This is a genomic window from Rhodococcus sp. OS5, assembly GCF_056837585.1.
This window is the reverse complement of sequence record NZ_CM166368.1, coordinates 1046560-1072440: the sequence shown is the minus strand read 5'-3', so window position 1 is coordinate 1072440 and position 25881 is coordinate 1046560. Positions and strand designations below refer to the sequence as shown.

20 protein-coding genes are annotated in these 25881 nt (G+C 62.3%); 14 read left to right on the top strand and 6 right to left on the bottom strand.

Going from position 1 to position 25881, the window contains the following annotated elements; translation table 11 throughout:
* The first annotated feature begins 65 nt into the window (after positions 1–65).
* From ACVZUB_RS04935 to ACVZUB_RS04920, 4 genes are all read left to right on the top strand, one after another.
* A complete protein-coding gene (locus ACVZUB_RS04935; RefSeq protein ID WP_039973390.1) occupies positions 66–1676 on the top strand; it encodes an ABC transporter substrate-binding protein in 1611 nt (536 codons plus the stop codon).
* Positions 1677–1730: 54 nt separating this feature from the next.
* Entirely contained in the window at positions 1731–5099 is a 3369-nt protein-coding gene (locus ACVZUB_RS04930) for a serine hydrolase (RefSeq protein WP_482628185.1), read from the top strand.
* 20 nt (positions 5100–5119) lie between these two features.
* On the top strand, positions 5120–6517 hold the full coding sequence (locus ACVZUB_RS04925) for a serine hydrolase domain-containing protein (RefSeq protein WP_482628184.1): 1398 nt from the start codon (positions 5120–5122) through the stop codon (positions 6515–6517).
* Between the two features lie 87 nt (positions 6518–6604).
* Positions 6605–7993 carry a sensor histidine kinase gene (locus ACVZUB_RS04920; RefSeq protein WP_063314979.1) on the top strand — a complete coding sequence of 463 codons (1389 nt, stop codon included), beginning with the start codon at positions 6605–6607 and terminating at the stop codon, positions 7991–7993.
* A 3-nt stretch (positions 7994–7996) separates the two neighbouring features.
* On the opposite strand, the gene ACVZUB_RS04915 is transcribed toward ACVZUB_RS04920, so the two are convergent.
* On the bottom strand, positions 7997–8671 hold the full coding sequence (locus tag ACVZUB_RS04915) for a response regulator transcription factor (RefSeq protein ID WP_063315150.1): 675 nt from the start codon (positions 8669–8671) through the stop codon (positions 7997–7999).
* A gap of 117 nt (positions 8672–8788) precedes the next feature.
* Here ACVZUB_RS04915 and ACVZUB_RS04910 point away from each other — a divergent pair, with 117 nt between their 5' ends.
* A complete protein-coding gene (locus tag ACVZUB_RS04910; RefSeq protein ID WP_233405651.1) occupies positions 8789–9622 on the top strand; it encodes a phosphatase PAP2 family protein in 834 nt (277 codons plus the stop codon).
* On the opposite strand, the gene ACVZUB_RS04905 is transcribed toward ACVZUB_RS04910, so the two are convergent.
* Complete coding sequence (locus ACVZUB_RS04905; RefSeq protein ID WP_231917208.1) at positions 9558–10640, bottom strand: ABC transporter substrate-binding protein; 1083 nt, start codon at positions 10638–10640, stop codon at positions 9558–9560. The genes ACVZUB_RS04910 and ACVZUB_RS04905 overlap by 65 nt on opposite strands.
* A 99-nt stretch (positions 10641–10739) precedes the next feature.
* Here ACVZUB_RS04905 and ACVZUB_RS04900 point away from each other — a divergent pair, with 99 nt between their 5' ends.
* Positions 10740–11195, top strand: a complete 456-nt coding sequence (locus ACVZUB_RS04900) for a MarR family winged helix-turn-helix transcriptional regulator (RefSeq protein ID WP_482628183.1) — start codon at positions 10740–10742, stop codon at positions 11193–11195.
* Between the two features lie 74 nt (positions 11196–11269).
* Here ACVZUB_RS04900 and ACVZUB_RS04895 read toward each other — a convergent pair whose 3' ends face one another.
* Positions 11270–12928, bottom strand: a complete 1659-nt coding sequence (locus ACVZUB_RS04895) for a GMC oxidoreductase (RefSeq protein WP_039973389.1) — start codon at positions 12926–12928, stop codon at positions 11270–11272.
* 152 nt (positions 12929–13080) lie between these two features.
* On the bottom strand, positions 13081–14337 hold the full coding sequence (gene purD, locus ACVZUB_RS04890; protein WP_007734401.1) for a phosphoribosylamine--glycine ligase: 1257 nt from the start codon (positions 14335–14337) through the stop codon (positions 13081–13083).
* A gap of 171 nt (positions 14338–14508) precedes the next feature.
* Between purD and ACVZUB_RS04885 the strand changes: the two genes are divergently transcribed.
* The 6 genes from ACVZUB_RS04885 (at position 14509) to ACVZUB_RS04860 (ending at position 20914) form a co-directional block, all read left to right on the top strand.
* Positions 14509–16131 carry an ABC transporter substrate-binding protein gene (locus ACVZUB_RS04885; RefSeq protein WP_482628182.1) on the top strand — a complete coding sequence of 541 codons (1623 nt, stop codon included), beginning with the start codon at positions 14509–14511 and terminating at the stop codon, positions 16129–16131.
* Positions 16128–17162 carry an ABC transporter permease gene (locus tag ACVZUB_RS04880; RefSeq protein WP_082654891.1) on the top strand — a complete coding sequence of 345 codons (1035 nt, stop codon included), beginning with the start codon at positions 16128–16130 and terminating at the stop codon, positions 17160–17162. Before ACVZUB_RS04885 ends, ACVZUB_RS04880 begins: the two co-directional genes overlap by 4 nt.
* Complete coding sequence (locus ACVZUB_RS04875) at positions 17155–17976, top strand: ABC transporter permease (RefSeq protein ID WP_020906350.1); 822 nt, start codon at positions 17155–17157, stop codon at positions 17974–17976. The genes ACVZUB_RS04880 and ACVZUB_RS04875 overlap by 8 nt, the downstream gene beginning before the upstream one ends.
* Positions 17973–18890 carry an oligopeptide/dipeptide ABC transporter ATP-binding protein gene (locus ACVZUB_RS04870; RefSeq protein ID WP_482628181.1) on the top strand — a complete coding sequence of 306 codons (918 nt, stop codon included), beginning with the start codon at positions 17973–17975 and terminating at the stop codon, positions 18888–18890. The genes ACVZUB_RS04875 and ACVZUB_RS04870 overlap by 4 nt, the downstream gene beginning before the upstream one ends.
* 1 nt (position 18891) lies before the next feature.
* On the top strand, positions 18892–19539 hold the full coding sequence (locus ACVZUB_RS04865; protein ID WP_003945821.1) for an ABC transporter ATP-binding protein: 648 nt from the start codon (positions 18892–18894) through the stop codon (positions 19537–19539).
* Positions 19540–19609: 70 nt separating this feature from the next.
* Complete coding sequence (locus ACVZUB_RS04860) at positions 19610–20914, top strand: HNH endonuclease signature motif containing protein (protein WP_404649622.1); 1305 nt, start codon at positions 19610–19612, stop codon at positions 20912–20914.
* Positions 20915–20999: 85 nt separating this feature from the next.
* Here ACVZUB_RS04860 and ACVZUB_RS04855 read toward each other — a convergent pair whose 3' ends face one another.
* Both ACVZUB_RS04855 and ACVZUB_RS04850 read right to left on the bottom strand, forming a co-directional pair.
* A complete protein-coding gene (locus ACVZUB_RS04855; RefSeq protein WP_482628180.1) occupies positions 21000–23147 on the bottom strand; it encodes an ArnT family glycosyltransferase in 2148 nt (715 codons plus the stop codon).
* Positions 23144–24385, bottom strand: a complete 1242-nt coding sequence (locus ACVZUB_RS04850; RefSeq protein WP_482628179.1) for a bifunctional glycosyltransferase family 2/GtrA family protein — start codon at positions 24383–24385, stop codon at positions 23144–23146. The genes ACVZUB_RS04855 and ACVZUB_RS04850 overlap by 4 nt, the downstream gene beginning before the upstream one ends.
* 87 nt (positions 24386–24472) lie before the next feature.
* Here ACVZUB_RS04850 and ACVZUB_RS04845 point away from each other — a divergent pair, with 87 nt between their 5' ends.
* Positions 24473–24901 carry an HIT family protein gene (locus tag ACVZUB_RS04845; RefSeq protein WP_482628178.1) on the top strand — a complete coding sequence of 143 codons (429 nt, stop codon included), beginning with the start codon at positions 24473–24475 and terminating at the stop codon, positions 24899–24901.
* Between the two features lie 238 nt (positions 24902–25139).
* On the top strand, positions 25140–25775 hold the full coding sequence (locus ACVZUB_RS04840) for a ScbR family autoregulator-binding transcription factor (RefSeq protein WP_482628177.1): 636 nt from the start codon (positions 25140–25142) through the stop codon (positions 25773–25775).
* Positions 25776–25881: the final 106 nt, after the last annotated feature.

Below are 25881 nucleotides of genomic sequence, written 5' to 3'. Positions count from 1 at the left end.
AGACCTGGGCCACGTCCCTCGCGCAACATTGATCAACGACTTCCTTCGATCAAAAGGTGCATCAGATGAAAGCTCGCTCAGTGCCCACTGCGGCTCTGGTCACGATCGGCGTTCTCACGGTTGCCTCGTGCGGAAGCACCTCTGATCCTGGCGGCAATTCTTCCGGCGACTACGCGAAGGACGGCAGTTTCACCACGATCGTGAACACCGATCCCGGCAACCTTCATCCCCTGATCACCAATCTGACTGCCACGCAGGCGATCAACAGCTATACGAACGACTCGTTGTTGGCCATCGACCCCAAAACCCGCGCAGCGGGCACGTATCTGGCCGAAAAATGGAGCGAGAACGGAACTTCGCTGAACTTCACCCTCAAAAAGGGGATCACGTGTGAAGACGGCACGACCTTCACTGCCCAGACAGCGGCAAACAACATCAACTGGGTCGTCGACACGACCAACGGCTCGCCGTGGTTGGGAGCATCCGTACCCGAAACTGCGGTAGCAACCGCTGATGGTGACGAGCTCACGATCAAGACAACGGAACCCGCGCCCTTCCTCCTCGAGCGCATCGGCGCTCTCAAGATGGCGTGCCAGGCAGCCCTCGACGACCCTGCCAGTGTTCGAGGCAGCAGCAACGGAACCGGACTGTTCAAGATCACCGAAGTAGTGGCCAACGATCACGTCACGCTCGAACGCCGCGACGGATACAACTGGGGGCCGAACGGCGAAACCACGTCGGACACGCTCGGAGTGCCCAAGACGGTCACGATCAAGGTCGTGACCGACGCCGCGACGACGGCGAATCTCGTCCTCACCGGAACGGTCAACGCGGCCCCGGTTGCCGGCGCGGATATCGAACGTGTGGAAGCTTCAGGCCTCGAGTCGATGACGTCCAACACCCTGAGCGGACAGTTCATCTTCAACCACAATGCGGCTCTCCCCACCAAGGACGAGGCCGTACGCACCGCACTCGTGCAGGCGATCGATCTCGACGATTACACGGACATCAACACCGGTGGCAAAGGCTCACGAGCTACGGCACTGGCAGTAGTCGATCCGCGGGCGTGTGACTTCGACAGCGTTACCGGTGTAGTTCCGAAGTTCGACATGGCCGCTGCGAAAAAGACTCTTGCGGACGCCGGTTGGAAGCCCGGATCCGACGGTGTCCTGACCAAGGACGGTCAAGCGCTGCAATTGACGGTCATCTTTGCCAACTACCGCGACACCACCTCTGCAGCAGCAGAATACGCGATGAAGCAGTGGCAGGAGCTCGGTGCGAAGGTAGAGCTTCGTGGTGGTGACAACAACTTCATCATTTCCAACACATTCGCAGCGAAAGACCTGACGTCATGGTCGATCTCGATCGGACTGACCGTCCAGAGCGATACCCCCAGCATCTTCGTTCCGTACTTCGCCGGCCCCACCCCACCGTCGGGTGTCAACTTCGCATCGATCGACAATCAAAAGTACGCCGAACTGGCGGCGAAGGCCTCGGTTCTGCCCGGGCAGGAATCCTGCTCGGTGTGGAAGGAAGCGGAACAAGCACTGTTCACCTCGTCCGACGTCATTCCGGTGTCCACGTCGCCGAACTTCATGTTCTTCAACGGCGCAACGGCCCTGTATGCACCAGTTGGCGGCACCCTGGCCGGCCCTGGCATTCGCGTTCTGAAATAAGCCGGAAGACAAAGCTTTACGTCTGCATCTATTTCTCCGATTCGAAGGATCTACATGACTGACCGTCCATTTGTTCTCGACGACCTCCACCGTGTGGTCACACCCACTGAGACCTCAATCTCTCCCGACGGCACCGTGGTCGTCTTCGTTCGCTCGGAAATTGTTGCCGGAAAGGCAACTACATCGCTCTGGGCGGTGTCCCGCGATTCCCGGGCTCGCCGCCTCACCGCAGGGCCCGCCGATTCTGCCCCTCGGTTCTCTCCGGACGGAACCTCGATTGCCTTCCTGCGTAAGGTCGGCGACTCCGCGCAGCTGCACCTGATCCCGCTCGCCGGTGGCGAGGCCGAAACTCTCACCACATCAGCATCACTCCCCCTCGGCGCCGGTGCAGCAGCCTGGAGCCCGGACGGAAATGCCATCGCGTTCGCCGCTGTGGTCTCACGCTCGGACTCCGCCGATCCGAATGCTCCCATCGTCACCGACCGACTCGGATACAAGGTGGACGGTGCCGGTTGGCTCGGCACCTTCCGTCGCCACCTTCACACCGTCGATCTGGAGACGAAGGCAGTTCGACGGCTCACCGACGGTGATTGGAATGCCGACGTTCCGTCCTGGTCGCCCGACGGCACGGCTCTTGCCTTCACCGCGAATCTCGAACCGGACAGCGATCTGAACCTCACGTTCAGCGCCTACCGCATCCTCGTCGACGATCTGTCGGTTCCCCCGCAGCGACTCGGTCATGCCACCGGAGTGCAGGGCTCCACACTGTGGCATCCGCAGGGAGATTCGGTCGTCGCCATCGGCACTCCGGAGGTCCATGTCGGAACTGCAGACCTGATCCGGCTGTCCGTCCCCGGCCCAACCGAGACACCGGTCGACGTCACCCTCACAGCTCATCTCGATCGCAACGTGATGCCCGGTGCACCCGGTTACCCCGGCGGCACACCGGCACTGTCGAATACTCGCGACGAAATCGTGTTCTGCCTACGCGATCGTGGATGGACGCATCTGTACGCGGCCGACATCGAAACCGGCACCTCTCGATCCCTCGTCGCCAATCCCAACGAGGTCGTCTCGGCGCTCTCCGTTGCCCGTGACGCCCGCGTCGCCTCCGTCATCGTCACCACGCAGCAGTCCTTCGGCGAGGTCGCACTCGTCGATCTCGACAGCGGCGCGGTCACCACGCTGACGAAATTCACCGCAGAAGCACTCCCCGAGGTGACACTGTTTGCCGCCGAGGAACGCGAGTTCACCATCTCCGACGGCCGCACCGTGCATGGTTGGTTGCTGTCCGCTCCCGAAACCAGTGGTGCCGCACCCCTTCTGCTCGACATTCACGGCGGACCGCACAACGCGTGGACCGGCGTTGCAGATACCTATCACCCCGCCCACCAGGTTCTCGCCGCCCAGGGTTGGCGCATCCTGACCCTCAATCCACGTGGGTCGGACGGGTACGGCGCAGACTTCATGTACGCCGTCAACGGCGCCTGGGGTACCTCCGACCAAGCCGACTTCCTCGAGCCGATCGACGCGCTTGTCGCCGAGGGACTTGTCGACGGGGACCGTCTGGCGATCACCGGGTACAGCTACGGCGGATACAGTACGTGTCACCTGACGTCCGCGACGGATCGTTTTGCCGCTGCGGTTGCCGGCGGGCTGATCTGCGATTTCAACGCCATGGCCGGAGTCTGCGATTTCGGTCCGCACCTCGCGTCACTCGCCACCGGCACGACTGTTCCCGAGAACTCCGCGGGGCTCCTGGCAGCCTCACCGCTCGCCGCCGTGAAGAACGTGGTGACCCCGACGCTGATCCTGCACGGAAAGTCGGACGAGCGGTGCCCGCTGGGTCAAGCCGAGGCCTGGTTCGCCGCACTGCGCCAGCAGCACGTACCCACCCGTCTGGTGGCGTATCCCGGTGCAAGCCACGGGTTCCTCGTCAACGGCTCGATCTCGCACCGAATCGACTACAGCACACGACTCATCGAATGGGTCAAGCGATACACCTCCGCGAAGCTGCCCAAGACCGGCCTGGCCAACGCATCTGCCGGAGCCGACGCGTGGAAGCGTTCGCTGGACGTACTGTGTGAGCGTTACGGCGTCACCGGTGCTCAATTCGGTATTCTCACACTCGATTCCAGCGGGAAGGAAATCACCCGCACGACGGTTGCTTCCGGCGTGATCAACGCAGACACCGGGGTCGAGGTCTCCACCGACTCCCTGTTCCAGATCGGATCCATCACCAAGGTGTGGACCGCGATGCTGGTCATGCAGCTGGTCGACGAGGGCTTGCTCGACCTGGACGCAACCGTCCGGTCGATCCTGCCCGACTTCGCACTGCAGGACGAGGAAACAGCTGCCCGCATCACGGTTCGCGCACTTCTGAACCATCGCAACGGAATCGACGGTGACCTGTTCATCGACAAGGGTCGCGGCGACGACGTCGTCGAACGCTACGTCGAGGGCCTGCGTGACTTCCGTCAGGTTCATCCACTCGAAGACGGCTTCGCGTACTCGAACTCCGCGTACGTCCTTGCAGCTCGTATCGTCGAGGTTCTTCGCGGCGGCATCTGGGACGACATCCTCAAGGAGCGGATCATCGATCCGCTCGGCCTCGCGCACACACTCACGTTGACCGGAGATACACCGAGATACTCTGTGGCAGCAGGTCATACGGGGAACTCCGTCGTGATGCCCGTCTGGCCGATCACCCGCTCGATGGGGCCCGCCGGCTGCATCACTGCCAGCATCGGAGATCTACTCACGTTCGCGGAACTCGGTCTTCTCGAAGGACAGAGCGTCGACGGCGTACGGATCGTGTCGGAAAAATCGGCCGCCGCGATGCGCACACCCGAAATCGACATCAGCGAACTGTTCCCGGACAAGTCGGGTTGGGGCTTGGGCTGGTTCCACGAAACCTGGTCGGGCGAAGAGATTTTCGGGCACGACGGCAGCACCATCGGGCAGCACGCATATCTGCGTATCTTCCCCCGCCACAATGTCGCGATCGCACTGCTGACCAGCGGCGGCAAGGCCGACGGCCTCTACCGTGATCTCTTCACCGAAGCCGCGGCCGCGTTGGTCGGACTCGAACCTCCGCAAGCCCTCGCCCCGAACCCCGCGAGTGTGGAGTCGATTCCGGATTCGGTTCTGGGAAAGTACAGCTCGGGCGGAATAGCAATCGAGTTCCGTCGTGGAGAGTCCGCTGACGAGGCCGTGATCACCGTCATCGGCGACGTAATCCCGAATCCCGAGGAAGACGAAACAGCTCCGAAGAAGCCTGCAACGGTAGCCACTCTCGTACCGTCGCAGATCCCGGGGACCTGGACCACCCGTCAACCCGGGGCCGCCGGTTGGACGACGGTACGGCCGCACCGAGACGGAGTGTACGTCGGATTCCGCTTCCTACCACGGGTTAACGCGTGACGATGACCGATACACATACGATGACGGAAACACAAAACGCCGAAACACAGAACGCCAGCGAACTCGAGGAATCAAAGATGCAAGAACAGCTTCAAGAACTCGTCGATCAGTGGAGGGTCGAGGCAAACATCCCCGGCGTCTCGGTCGGCATCGTGCACGGCGACAAGGACATCGTCGTCACCAGTGGCATCGAGAGCGTCGAAACCCAACTCCCGGTCACCGACAAGACGATGTTCATGATCGGCTCCACCACAAAGGTGTTCGCCGCAACAGCCGCGATGGCACTCGTCGAGGACGGCCTACTCGATCTCGACACCCCGTTGGTCGAGTACGTCCCCGAACTGACCTTCGCCGACGAAACAGCCACGCGCACAGTCACGATGCGTCACCTCCTCACCCACACCGGCGGATTCACCGGCGACGCCGGCCTCTCGGCAGGCTGGGGCGAAGACGCCCTGGGACGCTCGGTTTCACGGCTGAACGAACTGCGACAAGAATTTCCCGTCGGAGAAGTCTTCTCCTACAGCAACTCCGGATTCGTTCTCGCCGGACATGTCGTGGCCAAGATCAGCGGATTGACCTTCGAAGAGCTGGTCAAGCAGCGCGTGCTCGACCCCCTCGAAATGAAGAACTCGGCCTTCCTGCCCTGGGACGTGATGACCCACCGGTTCGCACTCGGTCACTACATCCGCGACGGTGTGCCGTTCGTGTCCAACGAAACCGGGCTGGACCGCGGCATGATCCCTTGCGGCGGAATGTGGTCCTCGGTGCGAGACCAACTCGTCTGGGCACGTTACGCACTGTCTGGCGAACACCCCGGCGAAGGACAGCCGCTCGACGAGTCCACCCGGTTGTTGATGCAGAGGCCGCAGCGTCCCGCCGCGATGATGTTCGAAGAAGTCGGCCTGGGATGGCTGTTGACTCGATACGGAACCACACAGGTAGTGCGGCACGGCGGAAACGTGAGCAACCTCCAGGTCTCCGAGTTCATGACAGTGCCCGAGAAGAACTTCGCCGTCACCGTGCTGACCAACGCCCTCGGCGGCGGAATCGGCAAGAAGATCGTCGACTGGTGCATGGCCAACCTCACTGAACTACCCACGCCGGCATCCCTGGACGTGGTCGAGCCCGAACCCGCTGCCGTCGACGCAGTCCTGGGCAAGTATCAGGCCGGCTCACTGACGATGACCGTCGCCCCCGGTGACGAGGGAATCGGCATCCGGATGGGCAGCGCGCAGGATCTCGGTGAATACGAGGACATCGTCTGGCCGCCGGCAATCCCGATCGCCTTCCTCAACGACCGTGACTTCGCTGCGCGCGCCGACACCACCCGGGCGTTGGGACGCTTCGTCACCGACGACACCGGTCGCGCCGTGATGCTCGAATTCGGCGGCCGCACCGCCAAGCGAGTGGCCTGATCCTCTAGACGGGTGACGCGGTCCGATTACGGGACCGCGTCACCCGTCTTCGTAAATGCACAGCCGAGAAGGTACAGACTGGACGCCATGAACTTCATCGGCGAGTCGCTTCTGCACCCCTCCCGGTGGAGCGTGCGTGCCCGTTCGACCGTGGCATCGACACTCGTGATCGCCTTCTGCCTGGTGATCGCCGGGCTTGCACTGGTTTTCGTGCTGGCAAACTCCCTGCATCTGTCCGCGCTGAACAGCTCCGACGCTCGCGCCACGCAATTGGTCCAGCAGCTCAACGGAAAAAACCCGGCCGATCTCGACCCTTCGCTTCTGTCCACAGACAGTCAGATCGGAATCGTGCAGATCGTCGACGCCGATCACCGAATAGTCGCCCAATCACCTGGAACCGACAGCGACCTCCTGTCCGAACGTTTTCTCGGCCCTGACGAGTCGGACGCTCTCGGAAGGGTCAAGAAGTCCGACGACGAGGACTACTGGCTGATCGGGCGAGGCGCTCAGACGGCGACCGGACCAGTCACCGTCTTCGTCGGCGCCGACCGCGAACCGGTTGAAACCGTGGTGACGACCGTTGCCGTTCTGCTGGCCATCGTCGGACCTCTGGTCCTGGGGCTGGCAGCGTTTGCCACCTACCGCCTCGTCGGTTCGGCCCTCGCTCCCGTCGAACGCATCCGCGCTCGGGTAGCATCGATTTCGAGTGGGCGTCAAGGTGAACGAGTGCCTGTCCCGTCAGGGAACGACGAGATAGCCCGACTGGCAACAACAATGAACGACATGCTGGCGCGCCTCGACGAAGGTGCGCTGGCCCAGCAACGATTTGTCAGCGATGCCTCACACGAGTTACGCAGTCCGCTGTCCACGATCACGACGGCCCTCGAACTGGCACACCGACGCCCGGATCTCCTCGACGACGCGCTGATCGAAGACGCACTACTTCCCGAGGCGCGCCGGATGCGGCAGTTGATCGAAGACCTGTTGATTCTCGCGCGCTCTGACGAAAGCGAACTCGAAAAGTTCGGCATCGTCGTCGACGTCGACCTCGATGACATCTTGTTCGCCGAGCAGAAAAGGATCGACGGTATCTCCGCAGTTACGGTCGCCGCTGCCGTGGCTCCGGTTCGGGTCTCCGGAGACCCGAGAGCATTGACGCGGATGGTGCGAAACCTCGTGGACAATGCAGTGCGGCATGCGGAGACCCTCGTGTATCTCGAGTGCTCCGAAGCCGGAAACGAAGCCCACATCGTGATCGAGGACGACGGGCCCGGAATCCCTGCAGCAGAACGCGAACGAATCTTCGGACGCTTCGTCCGCCTGGACCAGCCACGGTCGAGGCAGGGAGGCGGGTCCGGACTTGGACTCGCCATCGCGTCGGAAATAGTTGCGGCGCACCACGGAACCATTTCCGTCAGCGAGAGGGCGGGCGGTGGAAGTAGATTCGAGGTGACGATTCCGGTACCGAACGACTGACGATCAGGCAGTGCCGACAAAGCGGTACCCGACGCCTCGGACCGTTTCGATGCTCTGAGTTCCGAACGGGAGGTCGAGCTTCTTACGAAGGTAACCGATATACACCTCGACGATGTTCTCGTCACCTTCGTAGTTGGTGTCCCAGACAGCGCGAACGATCTCGGTCTTCGTGACCACCACACCATTGTTGCGCATCAAGAATTCGAGAACGCTGTACTCCCGCGGCGTCAGGGTCAATTCGATTCCCGCTCTGCTCACCTGATGTTTGGCCGGGTCGAGGGACAGGTCTCCAACGGAGAGTATCGCCGGACGTTGTGGAGCGCCGCGACGCACCAGTGCGCGCAGCCGAGCGAGAAGCACGACAAACGAGAATGGCTTGACCAGGTAGTCGTCGGCGCCGAGATCGAATGCATCGGCCAGGTCGTATTCGCCGTCCTTTGCCGAGAGCATGAGGATCGGCGTCCAGATCTCCCGGGCGCGTAGATCCCGCACGATGTCGTACCCGTGTTTGCCCGGCAACATGATGTCGAGAACGATCACGTCGAATTCGTCACTGCACGCAGTCGCGAATCCGTCGTCACCGTTGAGTTCGACGGCGGTCACGAATCCCTCGGCCACCAATCCCCGCCGGATCGTCTCGGCCAAGCGCACTTCGTCTTCGACCACCAGTACTCGCACCACCGGCCCCGTTTCGTCGCCACGCAGTTGTTCGGATGCACCCAGTAGAGCAGACGGTAGACCCAGAGCCGAGTTCCGTTCAGCGTTTCTTCAGCTTCGGCTCGTCACACTGCATTCATGCCTGCAACTGTGTCGACCGTGCGAAACGTGGTCACCGAAGTCCTGACCGAGAGCACCACCGCAGAGATCGCGGTTGCCGCAATCGTGGTGGCCGCAGCTCTGTTCGCGTTCGGTTCGATCTACCGAGCTTCCGGCGTTCGGTCTACAGCCCTTCGCACGTGCGGACTCGTGCTTGCACTGGTGACGCTGTCGATCCAGGTGTATGGAAGCGGGTGGTTGACGAGCTTCGACGGGCCGGTGACCGACTGGATGGTCGATCATCGGAGCGGCGCCCTGAACCAGATCGCGGTCGCCGTCACAGATCTCGGTAGCCCGGTCGCCACCGCGCTGCTCGGGATCACCTGCGGAGTGCTCATCTCATGGCGAGCGCGTTCGGTCGTTCCGGGCTTGATCGTGATCGGAACCGTTGGCGGGGCGGCGGTCGCCAGCACGGCAATCAAAGCGCTCGTCGGTCGCGAACGTCCGCCGACCAACATCCAGGTTCTTCTCGAGACCGGCCACTCGTTCCCCTCCGGTCACGTGACGGGCACAGCAGCGCTGTTCGGCATTGCCGTTCTCGTTGTGAGCGTCGACCGAACACCGGCCGTCAAACGCCTTCTGATGCTCCTCGCCGTGACGGTCACCGTCGTCGTCGCGCTGACTCGCCTCTACTTGGGTGCGCACTGGCTCACCGACGTCATCGCCGGAGCCATTCTCGCGACGCTTGCAGTCACGGTGGGTGGAGCCCTCTTCCGATTCGTCGGCACTCACAACCAAGCTGAATCGACTACTGCTGCAATGCGCTCTGCAGAACCTTCAGCACTTCACGAGCCGCAGTCGGCCCGGTATTGAGGTAAAAGACGTCATCGTCAACAGCGACGGCGTGGTTGGCGACCACACCACGTAACTGCGCCCACAACGGCGCGTTCGTCAATGTCGCCGGGTCCCCGCCCTGCACGCCGTAGAAGATCCAGTCGGCGTCCGCCACGTTCAACTCTTCTTCACTGATGTCTCGGGAAGTGTCGTCGAACTGCTGCGACTGCGGACGGGTCAAGCCGGCATCCTCGGCGATACTGCCGGTGAACGAAGGAATACCGAAGATGCGCAGACGATTTCCGTTCTGGCGCGTGAACGACACCGTCGGCGGCGACGAGAGGGAAGCACCGAGGGCCGCGGCATCGGTATTGAAGGTATCCAGCAGTACCGTCGCCTGCTGCGTCTTACCTACCCCGTCGGCAACCAGCAGGAAGTCCTGCTTCCAGTAGACGCCGGTTCCCTGTGTTGCCACCGTGGGTGCGATGGCAGAAAGCTGGTCGTACAGCGAATCAGCGTCCTTTCCTGCAACATTCATCAAGATCAGGTCAGGATCGAGCGTGACGATCGCTTCGAAATTCGGTGTGAAGCGTCCACCTGCGTCAACGACATCACTTAGCTGAGTACGGAATTCGGGGTATGCAGACAACAAGTACGGAGGCACCAGGTCCGCACCGTCACCACGCGTCGAACCTGCGGGCACGACACCGAGCGACAGGAGAGCATCTGCTTGCCCGGTCGAGATGACGACAACCTTTTCGGGCTGCGATTCGATCGTGGTGTCCCCTTTGAAGTGTGAGACGGTACGAGGGAACTCGCCGTCCGACTTTCCGCTCCCCATTCCAACCGGGACTTCTCGCGGAGCGACAAACGCAGAGTCCGCCGGAGCTGACGCACTGATCTCGGCATCTGTGGGCGACGCGTCCTCGCTCGAGCAGCCACTGAGAGCTGCCACCAATGTCAGTGCGCCGATCAGCATTACACTGCGTGACTTCTTTCGAAAATTCATGATCGTGTCCCGTACGTCGTGAAGCATGACAGCTTCATCTTCCGTCATGGTTAGGTGACCCTACCCTTTGAAGAACTGTAAACTATATCTGTGTCAGATACAGTTCCAGGGCGTGGATCACACGGGGTCGATCGCTACTCTGATCACGTGCCCACCGCGGAAGAAGCATCGAGATCACTCATCGCTGCGGCGTTCGAATTGCGTCGAGCGCTGCGGGAATACATGGCTACGTCAGGCACCGACGCGACTTTGCCCGAGGCACAATCCGAAGTACTTCACGATGTCGCACAACACCCGGGCACTCGCATCGGGGCTGTCGCCGACCGTCTCTCCAGACGCCCGAACACCGTCAGCACACTGGTGCGCACACTCTCCGACAAAGATCTGATCGAGCGACGGCCCGATCCCACGGACGGCCGAGTGAGCACACTTTTCCTGAAGGACGAGCGAAGCGCGCGACGAGACCGTCGATCCGAACTACGCATCGGCGTTCTCGCCGAAGAATTGGCGTCCCTCGACGAGGGCGACCTCGACACATTGTCCGCTGCCATCGACATCCTCGACCGGGTCAATCGATCATTGCGAGATCACGCACCGCGGTGACACTCCGGGACACACAGAAGCGGTGCGGTGCAGCACCTGCCGCACCGCACCGCACCTGCTGACGAGTTACCGCCCTAGTTCATGTCGTTCGCAATGATGTTCTCGATATTCCGTTCGGCCAGAGCGGTGATGGTGACGAACGGATTGACTCCCACATTGCCCGGTACGAGGGATCCGTCCATGACGTACAGACCCGGGTACTCCGGCAGACGACCGTAGCCGTCGGTCGCCTTGCCGAGCACACAACCGCCGAGGGGGTGGTACGTCAACTGATCGCCCCACGTCTGCGTCGGGCCGAAGAGGTCGGTCCGGTAGATCGTGCCTTCCTTCTTGTTGATCTTGTCGAAGAGCTTCTTCGCCATGTCGATCGACGGCTGGTTCTGCGAGCGCTGCCAGTTCAATCCGACTTTGCCTGTTGCCGAGTTGAATTGGAACTGAGCGCGTTGCGGATTCTTGGCAATCGCCAAGTACAGGCTGACCCACAGTTCGGTACCGGCCGGGAAGGGTGCGATTTCCGCAAAGACGGGAGCGGATGTGTCGGCCCAGTTGTCGATACCCATCACGGGGATCGCCGACTGCTTCGCACCGGTGGCGTCCCACATGTGATTGGCGCGGCCCACCATCACGTTGCCGTTGTGACCCCATTCCTGTCCAACTGCACCCGGCAAATTCGCCAGCTGCCCTTGCGCTTTCATCGCGACCAGGAGCTTGCTGGTCCCGATACTGCCGGCCGCGAAGAAGACCTTGTCCGCCGTCACTGTCTTGGTGCCGACGGTATTGCCCTGCTCGTTGATCTGGTTCATCACCACTTGATAGCCACCGCCGGTCGCGGCCGGGGCAACCGAGGTCACGACGTGCAGAGCTGAAATGGTGAGCTTGCCGGTGGCGGATGCCGCAGCGAGGTACGTCTTGTCCAGAGATTTCTTTCCGGCATTGTTGCCGTAGATGACCTCACTGACCAGAGCAGACTTGGTGACCTGGCCGGCAGCTTCCTGCTTCATGTAGTTGAAGTCGTAGACATTCGGCACGAACGTTGTTGTGTAACCGGATCTCTCAGCGGTCTTTCGCCCCGTCCGCGCGAACTTGTAGTACTCGGTCGATTCGAACCAGGCCGGGTCGATGTTGTTGACTCCGAGCGCAGCGTTCGCGCGCGGGAAATACGTCGAGTACATCTCGTTGGAATCGACACCGGGCAGGATCTCTTCGAAATAGTTACGCTTGGGTGTGACGGCCATACCGCCGTTGACCAGCGACCCACCGCCGACCCCTCGGCCCTGGTAGACCTTGATCCCGCCGAAATCCTCGGCGTCGAGAACACCGACGTAGCGGCTGATGTTCTTGTCCACCGAGCCGCCGGAGAAGTGTGAAACCGGTTGAACTGTACGGTCTCTGAGCCAGAAGGACCGACCGTCGGGCGAGAGCATCGGGCAGAAGATCTTGCCGTCGGACCCTGGTGTGGTCCACGACTTCCCCATCTCGACCATGTGCGTGTCGATACCGGCCTGTGTCAGGCGAAGTGCCGCAACGGCACCGCCGTATCCACTGCCGATCACGAGCGCGGGGACACGGTCTCCGTCGTTCAATGCACGTCTGGGCGCAGCGGCCGCCGTGGTCCACGAGGACGAGAGTGCGGCGGCCCCCACAGCTAATCCTGTTGCTGCCAAGAAGTTTCTACGCGAGAGCGTGGAATTGGTACGTGCGTGCCGTTCGTTGGATCCAGCGCGAATGCTCAAGTGTGCCCTTCTCTTTCCGTGACCCCCGCGCTGAGATATACCGGGAGAAACCGAACGAGAAGTCCATACTCGTGGGTAACTTCGAGGAACCGTTGATTTTCCATGAAAAGGGCCGATGAACAGAAAGTTCACCGGCCCTCCGAAAGAACGAGTCAGGGAATTGAGATGCGACCTTCGACGGCGCCGAGTCCGATGTCCTTGCGGAAATGACCGCCGGGAAGCTTGACGTCGGCGATCTTTGCGTAGGCGTCGTCGCGAGCTTCGGTCAGATCCTTGCCCACTCCGACAACACTCAGCACACGCCCGCCGGCCGAGACGACGGCACCGTCTTCACGCTTCTTGGTACCGGCGTGCAGGACTCCGTCGGCGTCGGCTCCGGTGATCACGTCGCCGGTGCGTGGGGTTGACGGGTAGTTCTCCGCGGCAATCACGACCGTGACAGCGGAACCGTCGCGCCACTGCAACGGACCGACCGAATCGAGTGTTCCGGTCGAGGCCGCATTGAGTAGACCGCCCAGCGGCGTTTCGAGGAGAGCAAGCACGGCCTGAGTTTCGGGGTCACCGAACCGGCAGTTGAATTCGACGACGGCCGGGCCGTCGACACCGATCGCCAGACCGGCGTAGAGAAGGCCGGAGAAACTGCTACCGCGCGCGACCAACTCGGCAGCGACAGGCTTGACGACGTCGTCGACGATCTGCGTGACCATCTCGTCGGGCAGCCACGGCAATGGGGTGTACGCGCCCATGCCGCCGGTGTTGGGTCCAGAGTCTCCGTCGCCTACTCGCTTGTGGTCCTGAGCCGGGAGCAGCGGGATCACGGTTTCGCCGTCGACGAGGCAGAAGAGCGAAACTTCCGGACCGTCGAGGAAGGACTCGAGGAGAACCGGGTGTCCGGTCTCGAGCAGTTCTGCGGCATGATCGCGCGCGGCGAGACGATCCGTCGTGACGACTACGCCCTTACCCGCGGCCAATCCGTCGTCCTTGACCACCCAGTTGGGACCGAAGCGGTCGAGTGCTTCGTCGAGCTTGGCCGGATTGTCGACGATCTCACTGTGAGCGGTCTTGACGCCGGCGACAGCCATCACGTCCTTGGCGAAAGCCTTCGATCCCTCGATGCGGGCGGCGTCGGCCGAAGGCCCGAAGCAGGCGATACCTGCTGCGCGCACCGCGTCTGCGACACCGAGGACCAGCGGAACCTCGGGTCCGATGACGACGAGGTCGGCTTCGACCTTCTGGGCCAGCGCGGTAACCGCGTCACCCGAAGCGACGTCGATGGGGTGCTGCTCGGCGATTTTTGCGATCCCGGCATTGCCAGGCGCGCAGATCAGGGCCGTGACACCTGGATCGCGAGCAAGAGAGAGAAGGAGGGCATGTTCACGGGCTCCGGAGCCGATTACTAGTACGCGCACGGTGAACAGACTACGGCCTGCGATAACAGGGCTCTCGGAGTGCCACTGGCGGGGCCAAGGTCCCAGCGTTCGGCCTTTGTGCGAAATATCCGTTTCGAGATGAGATCATATGAATACCTGAATAGGTGAACAGATGTTTTCGGATACCTGTCCACCAAGGAAAGGACACCCGTGAAACTCCACAAACCAGGCGTTCTGACGCTCACCGCAACCGCCGCAATCGGCGCACTTCTGATCACGTCGTGCAGTAGCCCGACTGGCACCGACTCCTCGGGCAACAGCGACGGCCTGGTCTTGGCCGACGGCTACGAGCTGGGCGGCTACAACCCGGTCGCAGGCTTCGGCGCTGCCGGTGAGGCCAAGATGTACGACGGCCTCGTCCGGCTCACCGGAGGGACCGGCATGCCGGGCTTCGAGCCGTCTCTGGCCGCGGAGATGCCCACTGCCAACGCCGACGCGACGGTCTGGACGGTCGAACTCCGCGACGGGGTCACCTTCTCCGACGGATCGACCTTCGACGCCGCCGACGTGGTTGCCACGTACAAGGCGATCCTCGATCCCGCTTCCGCCTCCGAAGCGCGTTCGTCGTACGACATGATCAGCGACGTCGTGGCCGTCGACGACAGCACAGTCGAGTTTCGTCTCGCCTACTCGTATGCGCCCCTGCTGACGAAGATGCTGATCGGCATGGTCCCGTCGGAATCCCTCGCGACACCCGGACTTGCCGCCGAATCGCCGTTGAACACCGCGCCTGTCGGTACGGGTCCGTACACACTCGTCGATCTCTCACCGGATCGAGCGGTCTTCGAGGCGAACGAGAACTACTGGGACGGTGCACCGGAGATCAAGAAGCTCACTCTCCTCTACGTTCCGGACGACAACACCCGCGCCCAACGTATGGTGTCGGGCGAGATCGACGGAACCAATCTCCCTCCACTGCTTGCCAATACGTTCTCGGGCAAAGACAACATGTCGGTGACTGCCCATCAGTCAGCGGACTGGCGCGGTCTCTCACTTCCGACGAACAATCCCGTGGCAGGCGACAAAGCCGTACGGATGGCGCTCAACCTCGCCGCCGATCGCCAGTCGATGATCGACAACGTCCTGGGCGGACACGGCCGCGTCGCCGCCACTCCGATCCCCGAGGTCTACGGCGATTCGTACAACCCGAACGCAACCTTCGCCTACGACCCGGCCGAGGCCGAGCGAATTCTCACCGAAGCGGGCTGGATCGAAGGTGCCGACGGAATCCGTTCGAAAGACGGTCAGCGGGCGCAGTTCACGATCATGTACAACTCCGTCGACACCGTTCGACGTGATCTCGCTCAGGCATTTGCCTCCGATGCTCTCGCTGTCGGCATCGAGGTGGATCTCGAAGCGCTCTCCTGGGACCGCATAGACCCTCGAATCAACCAGGATTCGACGCTTCTCGGTGGTGGAGACGAACCTTTCGATCCAGACACGCAGGCGTACGACGCGCTGAACTCGAAGTACATAGCGCCCGGGGTCGGCAGCATCTACGACAACGCCAGCGACTACTCCAATCCAGCAGTCGACGCAGGCCTGGAAGTAGGACGCCGCAGCCTGGATCAGGCAACGCGTGACGCCGCGTATCGCGACGTGCAGCAGGCGTACGTCGAGGATCCCGGATTTGTCATCCTTGTATTCCTCGACCATACGTACGTTTCGAAGGATTCCGACTGGCAGATATCCGGACCTGTACTCGAGCCACACTCACACGGTGTGACCTGGGGCCCGTGGTGGTCACTGCAGACGTGGGCCAGAGGGCAATGACAGCGGTCGACGTTCGGGTAGACGCGCGGCAATCGCTCGACCACCGTGGCAACTCCCGCCGAAAGGCCATCCTCACGATGGTCGGTCGGCGGGCGTTGTTCATCGTGCCGGTGATCGCCGTGGTGTCCGCGGGACTCTTTGCCGCCGCCGCGATCTCACCGTTCGATCCACTTGTCGGCTACCTGGGCACGCGATACATGACGACCAGCGACGCGGACAAAGCGTTGATCGCCGATCAGATGGGTTTCGACAACCCCTGGTACAGCACGTACTGGAATTGGCTCCAGGGTGTGTTCACCGGTGATCTCGGGATCTCCAGATCGTTCAATCAGCCTGTTTCCCAAGTTATCTCCGAGCGTCTGCCATGGACCCTGCTGCTGGTCGGTATCTCACTCCTCATCGCGATTCTCGCCTCGCTGACACTCGGTGTTCTCGCCGGAATCCGCAGTGGAGGATTCTTGGACAAGACCGTGTCCGGGCTGAGCGTCGTGGTCCAAGGACTTCCGCCGTTTGTCTTGTCGCTGGGTGCCATCGCGCTCTTCGCGTTGACACTCGGCTGGCTCCCGGTCGCCGGGTTGACCGACGGGGGTGCCGATCCCACACCGGGACAGGTGATCCGGCACTTGGTCCTACCGGTGACGGTCCTCTCCATCTCGCAGATGCCGTGGCTCCTACTCGCGGTCCGAGAATCCGTCGTGGGTTCGAAAAGTGAGGGATTTGTCGCGGGTGCGGTAGCACGCGGAATCCCGACGCCGACCATCACGAAACGCCACATACTGCCGACCTCACTGGCGCCTTTCGTCAACATCGTCGGCGTGCGACTGCCCGAGCTGATAGTCGGGGCAGTGCTGGTGGAAGAGGTCTTCAGTTGGCCAGGGATCGCCGGCGCCATCGTCTCGTCAGCCCGTGACCTCGACATGGCACTGCTCGCGTTCCTCACCGTCGGTACGACATTGACGGTCATGCTCGGCTCACTGCTTGCCGACGTCCTCGTTGCAGTACTCGACCCGAGAGTGAGTACCGATGGCTGAACGACGCTTCAAGATCGCCCTCGGCGTGCTGATCCTCGTGGCGCTGTACGCGGCGTTGGTCCCATGGTTGGCCGACGTCGACGACCGAGTCACAGACTTCTCGGCGGCTCGCCTGGCTCCGTCGTTCGATCACCCGTTCGGAACTGACTCGGCGGGCCGAGATCTATTCGTGCGCATAGCTGCAGGCATCAGAACCTCACTTCTGATCGCACTCGCCTGCGCGCTGCTCGCCACGGTGATCGGCGTCGCCGTCGGCACTACGGCCGGACTGGTCGGCGGCTGGGTGGACAGGTTCGTCATGCGCGGCACCGATGCCGTCAACGCACTCCCCCACCTGTTGCTCGGCATCGTCATCGTCGCGATGTTCCGTGGAAGCATTGCCGCCATCGTGCTTTCGATCGCACTGACCCACTGGACCCAAGTGGCCCGGATCATCCGCTCCGAGATCTTGAGTCTGCGCGAGCGTCCCTACATCGACGCCGCCATTCTCGCGGGAGCCAGTCGACGTCACGTGATCATGCGCCACCTCGTGCCGGCGACGGCGCCACAGGCTTTGATCGCAGTCGTTCTCCTACTGCCCCACGCCGTCTGGCACGAATCGACGTTGTCCTTCCTGGGATTCGGCCTTCCCCCGCACAAGCCCAGTCTCGGGACGCTTCTCGAAGAGGCACGCAGTTCTCTGCTCCTCGGCGGTTGGTGGACGCTGGCATTCCCCGCCGCAGTTCTCGTGATCGCCACCGTCGCAGTTGCCGTCGCCGGTTCGGCCCTGCGGTCGATGCTCACGCCCCCTCGACCTTCGGAGTTGCGACTGTGAACCACGGCCTGCGCATCGAATCTCTCACCGTCAGGATCCCTCTACTCGGAGGATCGGTAGTTCACGCTGCGAGCGACATCGACCTCGCCGTTCCAGCCGGCACGGTGACCGCACTTGTCGGGGAATCGGGGTGTGGCAAGTCGATCATCGCCACCTCGGTCATGAACATGTTGCCGCCGAATGCTTCTCGAACCGGAACGGTCACCGTCGGAACACCGGACCTCGAGATCGACGTCTTCTCCGGCACCGCGTTCCGTGGGCGGCACGTGGCTCTCGTTCCACAATCCGCCGCAACACATCTCACCCCCGTCCGCACTGCGCGATCGCAGCTACAGGAGACGATCGACGCACTCGGCAGCGATCACACTTGCGATGCCTTGGCACTTCGCGTCGGACTCGAACCGTCGGCCCTGGACTGCTACCCGCACGAACTGTCGGGCGGCATGGCGCAACGCGTGGCCATTGCCGGTGCGCTGGCCGGGAATCCGTCGGTGATCGTCGCAGACGAACCCACCGCCAACCTCGACCGCGAACTCACCGACCACGTCATGGGATTACTTCGAGAGTGCGCGGACGCCGGAGCGGCGGTCCTGCTCATCACCCATGACCTGGCATCCCTTACCCGCAACGGTGTCGCGGATCGACTTGCCGTCATGTACGCATCACGCATCATGGAGACCGGTCCGGCCGCGCTGGTGTTCCAAGATCCGCTTCACGATTACACCCGAGACCTTCTCGGCGCCTTACCTTCCAGAGGTTTGACTCCCATGCCGGGATCGCCACCGCAACTCACCGATCTCCCCGAGGAGTGCGTCTATCACCTACGACGCCCGGAGTCGAAACAATCCGGTGGCCCGACCGAACTCGTCACATTGGGTGACCGCACGTACCGAACGCTGCGGAAGGTGGGCTGACATGAGTCTGCAAGCTCTGGGAATCACCAGCGGTTACCGTCGCAACCGGCCAGTTCTCGAGAACGTCTCGCTCGAGATTCCGTCGGGAAAGCTGATCGGCCTGACCGGGCCTTCGGGCACCGGAAAATCAACACTTGCAAGGATTCTCGCTTCGCTGGATGCACCGTGGTCAGGCGAAGTGCGGATCGACGGATCACCCGTTGTGGGTACCAAATTCTCGGTACCCGCGGCACTACGCGGCACGGTGTCCATGCTGTTTCAGTCACCTCGCGCATCGACCGACCCTCGGCAGACGCTCGCCTCGATCATCGGCCAACCCGGTGACATTGCCAGTAGGTCAATCGATGTGGCCGCGCTGGCAGCAGAAGTGGGCCTCACTCCCGATCTCTTGTCGCGCAGACCACACCAGGTGAGCGACGGCCAACTACAGCGCGCCTGCCTGGCGAGATCGCTGGCGCAACAACCGAAATACCTCATCTGTGACGAGGCGACGGCGATGCTCGACGCCGCCACGACGGCCGCGCTCATTCGGTTGATCGAGAGTCGCGCCGCCGAAACCGGCGTCGGTGTATTACTCATCAGCCATGATCGCGAATTACTCGGCGCCTGCTGCGACGTGGTCCACGACCTCGACAGTATCAGCGCTTAGCCCCTGCGAAATCGACCCTTGACCCGAACGTATGTTCGAGTGTGATTTGGGCAGGGGATCGGGGGATTCAATGAGTGTCTTGTTGTCGGACGTGGTGTCTGGTTCTGCGGTGGGGTTACGCGGACGCCTGTGGCGGTTGACTGCTGCCGAGTTGCGTGCTGCTGCGGTGTCGGCGAGTGCGGAGATTCTGCGTCTTGAAGCCGTTCGAGTGGCCGTGGTCGACGAGTTGTCGTTGCGCCCGGATGATCAGGTGATCGCGAGCCGCGGAGTGGGGTCCTGGTTGGCGGCCAACACGATGCTGCAGGTTCGGGACGGGAAGAAGATCGCCGCCCTGGGTGCGGCTTTGCGGCCGTTTCCGGCGGTGGCGGCTCGGTTCGATGGCGGGGACTGCTCCTTCGAGCACGCCGTGTTGATCGTGGCGTTCTGCGAATCACCACCGAAAGGCATGCCAGACGCCGCGCTCCCTCGCTGTATCGACCTACTGCTTGCGGCTGCGTCGGGTGTGGAAGCGACGACCACGAAAGTGCGGAACGCGATCGCGACCTTGGAGCGAATCTTCGAATCCGATGAGATCCCGCCCGCCGAAGACATCGACCGGAACGAGCTCCGCATCGCCTCGACATTGAACGGTCGGGTGGTGGTGCGCGGTGATTTCGACGCCCTCACCGGAGAAATGCTGCTCTCGGCCCTGTCGAATCTGACGATGCCCACCCCAGCACCGGACGGAACCCCGGATTCTCGGTCGGCGGCGAAGCGGACTGCGGATGGGTTCACCGAACTGATTCGCCGCTATCTCGATTGCGCCAAGACCGGTACCGATGGTGGTCAGCGTCCGCATGTGAATGTGCACATCAATGCTCGGGATCTGGCGGAGCACCGTGACTGCGCCGCCACACCCTCGCCCGATGGTGGTGGAATGGCTGTGTCGGATCTCGATGTCGGGCACATGCCCTGGCTCGGACCGCTGTCGGTGTCGCAGACCAGGCTTCTCGGGTGTGATTGTTTCCTGTCGACCGTTCTGCTCGACGATCATGGGGCACCGCTCGATGCGCAACCAGGAAAACGGTTGGTCACCGCCGAACAGCGAGTGGCGTTGATTGCCCGAGACAGAGGCTGCGCGTTCCCGGGCTGCACATGCGTGCCCGCCTGGACTGATGCGCACCATATCCGGCACTGGGCCAACGGTGGCCCGACGGTGATGAACAACCTGGTCCTGCTGTGCCGTTCACATCATCGGTTGATGCACCGCAAATCCGGGTTCGTCGGCAAATGGGAAATCCGAATAGGAGTCGACAACAAACCCTGGTTCATCCCGCCACCCTCGATCGACCCGCAGCAGCACCCGCGGCCGGCGAACACCACCTTCAAAACCTGAGGACGAACCTCAGGCATACAACTTCACGCCAGGTCCGCATCGGAGGAAGCACCTCCGATGCGGACCTGGCGTGCGTTCATTATGGTCAGCCTGCAACCGTCAAGTCGTAGAGGGTTACTCCGTCTACCGTTGTGGCGGTGAAGTTTTCGGTCACCCACGTCGAGATAGCGGTAGCGGTGCCTTCGGCGTTCATACCGCCACCCATCCCACCGCCTGCGATGAAGAAGTGAATCTTGCCCTCTGCCACGTACTGCTGGAACTGCGCGAGCGTCGGCGACGGATCGCTCCCGTTGAACCCTCCGATAGCCATGACCGGTGACTGCGTCGCAAGCTGATAACCCGAGGCGCTGTTGGACCCGATTGCCGCGGCTACCCACGTGAACTGGTCGGAGTTCTCTTCGAGTGTGGACACAACAGCGGCTCCCGGCGTGCTGCCCTGCAGTAGACCACCGGCACCGCCTCCCATTGCGCCCCGCGTTCCGTCGGTGGTCGGCGTGGTACCGCCCGGAACTGTTGCACCACCGGGCATCTGACCCATTCCTACAGGGGGCGTGCCCGGCATTCCGGTCCCAGCCCCGTCAGTCCGACGGTTACCGCCATCAGCCGTGCCACCGAATCCACCGAAGCCTCCGCGGCCACCGCCGGGCCCACCCATTCCACCTTCGACGCTCGGTCCGGCCGAAACTATGGAACCGGCATGCGGAGTGTTGATCGTGTCGATCGCGTATGCAGTCGGACCTGCCAGACCGGTGAAGATCGCTGCGAGAATCACTGCCACAGCCAATCGACCTCGCGTCACTGCCGGAATCAGCACTGCCACGGCACTGACGATGCCGACCACCAGAATGGTCCAGCGAAGCCACGGTACGAACGTAGGCGAGCGTCCGAGCAGTACCCACGCCATCGCGACGGTTGCGGCCAAGGACACCGCCAGAATGATGCGAACCCAGAGGACGTCACGATGACGCCACGCCACTACCGATCCTGAACCGATCAGCGCGGCGATCGCCGGCGCCAGCGCAACGGTGTAGTAGGCGTGGAAGATTCCCGCCATGAAACTGAAGGTCAGTCCGGTCACCAACAGCCACAGTCCCCAGACGATGAATGACGCGCGCTGTGTATCAGCGCGGGGTGCCCTGCCTCGCAGCACGATTCCAGCCACCAGAAGTATCAGCGCAGCAGGAATCAACCAGGCGATCTGTCCGCCCTGGGCCGATTCGAACAGTCGGGTAATGCCGGTACTCCCCCACATACCACCGCCGGCCCCACCACCTGGTGCCATACCTCCCCCGGCCATACCACCTGCGGCCTCGCCCATGCCGGGGAAACCGCCCGCAGCAGCGCCGGCCGCAGCATCACCAGCACCGCGCATTCCGCCGCCGCCGACGCTTCCGGTCTCGTTGCCGCTCAAGCGCCCGAGCCCGTTGTAGCCGAGCGTCAGTTCGAGAATCGAATTGTTCTGTGAACCACCGATCCACGGACGCGAGTCGGCCGGCCACAGTTCGACGATTGCCAACCACCATCCGGCGGAGACGATCAGTCCGCCCAGTGCCGCGAACAGTTGGAGTACGCGCTTACCCAGTTTCGGCGGTCCGGCGATCAGATAGGTGAGCGCCAGCGGTGGAACCACCAACATGACCTGTAATTGCTTTGTCAGGAAACCGAATCCGCAGAAGATACCGACCAACACGAGCCAGCGGGTGCGGCCGTCCTGCACGGCGCGCATCATCGCCCACACTGCTGCGATCATCAGGAGCACCAGCAGAGCATCCGGGTTGTTGAACCGGAACATCAGCGCCGCTACGGGTGTGAGCGCAAGTACCAGGCCCGCGAGGAGGCCGGCGGCCGCACCGAAATACCGTCGAACCGTTCCCCACAACAGTGCAACCGATCCGACCCCGAGGAGTGCCTGCGGCACCAACATCGCCCAGGAATTGAGTCCGAAGATGCGAACCGACAGCGACATCAACCACAGGGACATGGGCGGCTTGTCGACGGTGATCGAGTTTGCAGCGTCCGAGGAGCCGAAGAAGAAAGCCTTCCACGACACCGAACCTGCCTGTACCGCAGCGGCATAGAACGAGTTGGCCCATCCGGATGCACCCAGGCCCCAGATGTAGGCGACTCCGGTGCCCACCAACAACACTCCCAGTGCCCACGGTTCCCAGCGCACCTGACGTTGCGGTTCCGGCGCTGGCAGCGGCGCGGCGAGTGTCTCTGCAGTGGCGGTCATCGATTGGCTCCTACGGATTGTGCGGTGCGAAACACCCAGCGCAGTGCGATGAATCGACTGACTGTGGCAACAAGATTGGCGATGACGAGTACGGCAAGCTCCACGTGCTTGGAAGCATCGGGCGCCATGACGTCGAGCACGAACAACGATCCGCTGGTGAGCAGAAGACCGAACCCGAACACGAGCAGGCCCTGCATCTGGTGACGAGCGGATCCTTCCGACCCTCGGATCCCGAAGGTGAAGGCCCGGTTGGCGGCGGTGTTGAATACCGCGGTCACCAGCAATGCGACGGCGTTGGCCCACTGCGCACCCATGATCGAGTGCAGAGCGAGGTAGAGCAGCGCGTACGCGAGCGTCGAAATGACTCCCACCAGGGCAAAGCGTAAGAGCTGCCCGACCATTCCTCGAGGAACTCCGGGAACCAACGGTTCACGTCCGAAACTTGCCCTGAGCTCGGCCAATGGAAGGGAACCGGTAGACAGTGCTCGCCCGACACGGACCACACCTTTGAGGTCGGCAACTGCCGTGGCAATGATGTCCACCCGACTGTCCGGGTCGTCCACCCAGTCGACGGGGACCTCGTGAATCCGCATGCCCGCTCGCTCGGCCAGCACCAGCAATTCGGTATCGAAGAACCACCCGGTGTCCTCCACCAGCGGAAGTAGTTGGCGTGCAACATCGATGCGCATGGCTTTGAATCCGCACTGGGCGTCGGAGAAGCGAGCATGCAGTGCGCTTCGGAGGATGAGGTTGTAGCTACGTGAGATGAACTCACGCTTGGGGCCGCGCACCACGCGGGACGATCGTGCCAGCCGGGAACCGATGGCGATGTCCGAGTGTCCGGAGAGCAACGGAGCAATCAACGGCATCAGGGCGTTGAGGTCGGTCGAGAGGTCGACGTCCATGTACGCGACCACGTCGGCATCGGACTCGCTCCATACCTGCCGCAGTGCTCGACCACGACCCTTCGCATCCAGGTGGACGACCCGGACGTCGTCGAATTCTTCGGCGAGGGAACGGGCGAGTGCCAACGTGCCGTCGACACTGGCGTTGTCCGCGATGGTAATTCGTGCAGAGAATGGCACCTGCGTGCGTAAATGCCGGCGCAGGCGCCGCACGCACGTCTCGAGGCCTGCCTCTTCGTTGTATACCGGGACGACCACGTCCAGCACTACAGTCGTCGCGGAGACCTCCTCTGCGTCCGTGCTGCCCGCGGTCTGCATGGCTTCTGTCGTCATACGTCCTAGATTTGTCGGGCCGGCTCCGACGAACCTGCGTCCAGCCTGGGAGTTTCCTGGCAACCGGACGCGGGCTAATCTCGGGGTATGCCTTCAGTCTTCAGTGCCATCATCAACGGGGATCTACCAGGACGTTTCGTGTGGGAGGACGAGGACGTCGTCGCGTTCTTGACCATCGCGCCGGTAACGCAGGGCCACGTGCTTGTGGTTCCGCGAGCCGAGGTCGATCAGTGGCAGGACGTGGATCCTGAACTCTTTGCCAAGGTCACCGCTGTTGCCCGCAACCTCGGCCAAGCCGTGCGTAAGGCGTTCGACGCGCCTCGGTCGGGTCTCCTCATCGCAGGTCTGGAAGTTCCGCATCTTCACGTTCATGTTTTCCCCGCATACGACATGGGGAACTTCGATATCAGTGGCGCCGACACCTCGCCGTCACCCGAATCTCTCGACGAGGCACAGACCAAACTCAAGTCGGCGCTACGCGACCTCGGCTTCGAGGCAGCTGTCTCGACTCGTTGATCGCATACCTTCGACCGAATTTCGCTGGCCGATAACTGGACTCCCCGCCGCAGCCTCCAACGGAGGTTGCGGCGGTCGCATTTGTCGCTCCTACCGACCGTGACCTGCGATTGCACACCGAACAGTCCGTTTCGCGCTGTCGCGCGAGCACGAGATTCGCTGCTACCGTGGGTCGCTGGTCCGGGACCTAGGGCCCTAAAACTGGTTCACGTGTTAACAGTCGGAGGACAAGGGAGCAATGCAGGAACGTGCCAAGATCAGTCGCCGACAGATTCTTCAAGGTGCTGCTGATCGGTTCGAAGTCACGGGGTACGGCAGCACGAGCATGAATGACATCGTGTCCGCGGCGCAGATGACCAAGGGCGCGGTCTATTTTCACTTCTCGTCCAAAGACGAACTGGCTCAGGCGGTGATCGAAGAACAGCACCAGATCTCGATCAGTGCCTTCACCGCAGTTGCAGCCACAGGCGCACCGGCACTGGAACAGCTCGTCATGGTGTGCCACGAGATGGGCCGCCAACTCGTCGCAGAACCTATTGTTCGTGCGGGAATCCGACTTACCCTCGAGTTGGCCTCTGCCGACGGTTCGCAAGGCCCGTACGTCGCGTGGATCCGCGAGCTTCGAAAACTGGCCGAGGCCGCGAAGCTCGAAGGCGACATCCGCGACAATGTGGAGCCGGAATCGGTGGGTCGCGTGGTGATCTCGGCATTCACCGGCGTTCAACTGGTTTCGAACGTGCTCACCAGACGAAGCGATTTGAACGACCGTATCGACGAATTGTTCACCCTCCTGTTGGCAGGCGTGGTCTCCGACAAGCGACGCAGCGACGTCGCCGAACTGGTCGGATGTCGCCTCGAAACTTATGCGTCCTGATCCGGAGAACACCCCGACGCCCGGATGATTCGGCGCATCAGCACCGAACCGTGCGCCAACCTTCGTCGATTCGTACAAGACCCCCCGTCGTCGACTCACTATCGTC